2 tRNA genes and 1 rRNA gene are annotated in these 3,441 nt (G+C 52.6%); all 3 read left to right on the forward strand.

The window, feature by feature from the left end:
• The first annotated feature begins 61 nt into the window (after positions 1 to 61).
• Positions 62 to 138: transfer RNA gene (locus MA04_RS21575), tRNA-Ile, on the forward strand.
• A gap of 111 nt (positions 139 to 249) precedes the next feature.
• Positions 250 to 325: transfer RNA gene (locus MA04_RS21580), tRNA-Ala, on the forward strand.
• Between the two features lie 363 nt (positions 326 to 688).
• A 23S ribosomal RNA gene (locus MA04_RS21585) occupies positions 689 to 3,441 on the forward strand; the annotation flags it as partial.

Genomic DNA, 3,441 nt, shown 5'->3' on the forward strand with positions numbered 1-3,441 from the left:
TCCAAACAGGACCCACACGTTTGCTTGTCTGACATGTTAAAGAAGCGTACACGCTGTTTTTGGGTCTGTAGCTCAGTTGGTTAGAGCGCACCCCTGATAAGGGTGAGGTCGGCCGTTCAAATCGGCCCAGACCCACCAGAACATCGCCGCTGCACTGATATGCTCTATCGGTAGGGTGGCGATGATGACTGGAAGAGCGGTAAAGATACTGCTTAACGGTACTGTTTGGTGCTATTTGACGGTATTAAAGGGGCCGTAGCTCAGCTGGGAGAGCGCCTGCCTTGCACGCAGGAGGTCAGGAGTTCGATCCTCCTCGGCTCCACCAATATCGACAGAAGTGATAATCAAGCCGTTCTGATTTGACGGTTTGCTTCTGACTTTTGTCAGTGCCTGATCCTTGCGATCGGTATGCTCTTTAACAATCTGGGAAATGAGAAGTCTTGTTCCGGCGTCGAGAAGCCGGTAACAAGTGATTCGAAAGAATTATTTGTTACCGGTTTTTTAGTCCGGTCTTGAAGTTCATCTTCAAGATGCTCTTTAACAATCTGGGAAATGAGAAGTCCAAGTATTCCAATGGAATACAAGCGTTAGAGACTTATATCTGACACTTGTGTCTATTAGGTGAATCGTTGGTGTTACAGCCGTATGGCTTGAGCAGTTGATGAGAGTTGACTGTTTTGGGTTATATGGTCAAGTGACGAAGCGTACACGGTGGATGCCTTGGCAGCCAGAGGCGATGAAGGACGTTGTAGCCTGCGATAAGCTTCGGGGAGTCGGCAAACAGACTTTGATCCGGAGATTTCCGAATGGGGAAACCCACCCTTTATGGGTATCCTGCACTGAATCCATAGGTGTAGGAGGCGAACGCGGGGAACTGAAACATCTAAGTACCCGTAGGAACAGAAATCAATTGAGATTCCGTCAGTAGCGGCGAGCGAACGCGGATTAGCCCTTAAGCATGTGACTGATTAGGAGAACGGTCTGGGAAGGCCGACCATAGTGGGTGATAGTCCCGTATCCGAAAATCTGAATGTGTGAAAACGAGTAGGTCGGGGCACGTGAAACCTTGACTGAACATGGGGGGACCATCCTCCAAGGCTAAATACTCCTGGCTGACCGATAGTGAACCAGTACCGTGAGGGAAAGGCGAAAAGAACCCCGGAGAGGGGAGTGAAATAGACCCTGAAACCGTGTACGTACAAGCAGTCGGAGCCCGCTTTGTTGGGTGACGGCGTACCTTTTGTATAATGGGTCAGCGACTTATTCTCAGTAGCGAGGTTAACCAATTAGGGGAGCCGTAGGGAAACCGAGTCTGAATAGGGCGATATAGTTGCTGGGAATAGACCCGAAACCGAGCGATCTACCCATGGGCAGGTTGAAGGTGCGGTAACACGCACTGGAGGACCGAACCGGGATCTGTTGAAAAAGATTCGGATGACCTGTGGGTCGGAGTGAAAGGCTAATCAAGCTCGGAGATAGCTGGTTCTCCCCGAAAGCTATTTAGGTAGCGCCTCGGACGAATACCACTGGGGGTAGAGCACTGTTTCGGCTAGGGGGTCATCCCGACTTACCAACCCGATGCAAACTCCGAATACCAGTGAGTACTATCCGGGAGACACACGGCGGGTGCTAACGTTCGTCGTGAAGAGGGAAACAACCCAGACCGCCAGCTAAGGTCCCCAAATTCCAGTTAAGTGGGAAACGATGTGGGAAGGCTCAGACAGCTAGGAGGTTGGCTTAGAAGCAGCCACCCTTTAAAGAAAGCGTAATAGCTCACTAGTCGAGTCGGCCTGCGCGGAAGATGTAACGGGGCTCAAACTGGATACCGAAGCTGCGGCAGCGTGCTTATGCATGCTGGGTAGGGGAGCGTTCTGTAAGTCTGTGAAGGTGTGTTGAGAAGCATGCTGGAGATATCAGAAGTGCGAATGCTGACGTGAGTAACGATAATGGGGGTGAAAAACCTCCACGCCGAAAGACCAAGGTTTCCTGCGCAACGCTAATCGGCGCAGGGTAAGTCGGCCCCTAAGGCGAGGCAGAAATGCGTAGCTGATGGGAAACGGGTTAATATTCCCGTACTTCTTATAACTGCGATGGAGAGACGGAGAAGGCTAGGCCTACCGGGCGTTGGTTGTCCCGGGGAAAGGCAGTAGGCTGGGATCTTAGGCAAATCCGGGATCCTAAGGCTGAGAGCCGAGACCATTGGGGCTTTGTCCCCGAGAAGTGGTTGATGCCCTGCTTCCAGGAAAATCTTCTAAGCTTCAGGTTATGAAGGAACCGTACCCCAAACCGACACAGGTGGTTGGGATGAGTATTCTAAGGCGCTTGAGAGAACTCGGGTGAAGGAACTAGGCAAAGTGGTACCGTAACTTCGGGAGAAGGTACGCCACCGATGGTGAAGGGCTTGCCCCGTAAGCTGTTGGTGGTCGCAGTGAAAAGGCCCCTGCAACTGTTTATTAAAAACACAGCACTCTGCAAACGCGTAAGCGGACGTATAGGGTGTGACGCCTGCCCGGTGCCGGAAGGTTAATTGATGGGGTTAGCTTCGGCGAAGCTCTTGATCGAAGCCCCGGTAAACGGCGGCCGTAACTATAACGGTCCTAAGGTAGCGAAATTCCTTGTCGGGTAAGTTCCGACCTGCACGAATGGCGTAATGATGGGGGCACTGTCTCCACCCGAGACTCAGTGAAATCGAAATCGCAGTGAAGATGCTGTGTACCCGCGGCTAGACGGAAAGACCCCGTGAACCTTTACTACAGCTTCACAGTGGACTTTGAGCCTGCTTGTGTAGGATAGCTGGGAGACGTTGAAGCAGTGACGCCAGTCATTGTGGAGTCAACCTTGAAATACCAGCCTGGCATGTTTGAGGTTCTAACCCAGGCCCGTTATCCGGGTCGGGGACATTGTGTGGTGGGTAGTTTGACTGGGGCGGTCTCCTCCCAAAGAGTAACGGAGGAGCACAAAGGTACCCTCAGCACGGTCGGACATCGTGCAATGAGCGTAAAGGTAGAAGGGTGCTTGACTGCGAGACCTACAAGTCGAGCAGGTGCGAAAGCAGGTCTTAGTGATCCGGTGGTTCTGTATGGAAGGGCCATCGCTCAACGGATAAAAGGTACTCCGGGGATAACAGGCTGATACCGCCCAAGAGTTCATATCGACGGCGGTGTTTGGCACCTCGATGTCGGCTCATCTCATCCTGGGGCTGAAGCCGGTCCCAAGGGTATGGCTGTTCGCCATTTAAAGAGGTACGCGAGCTGGGTTTAGAACGTCGTGAGACAGTTCGGTCCCTATCTGCCGTGGGCGTTAGAGATTTGAGAGGAGCTGCTCCTAGTACGAGAGGACCGGAGTGGACGAACCTCTGGTGTTCCGGTTGTCACGCCAGTGGCATTGCCGGGTAGCTACGTTCGGACGGGATAACCGCTGAAAGCATCTAAGCGGGAAGCC

The organism is Alloalcanivorax balearicus MACL04 (assembly GCF_025532145.1).
In the GTDB taxonomy this organism is placed as follows: Bacteria; Pseudomonadota; Gammaproteobacteria; order Pseudomonadales; family Alcanivoracaceae; genus Alloalcanivorax; species Alloalcanivorax balearicus.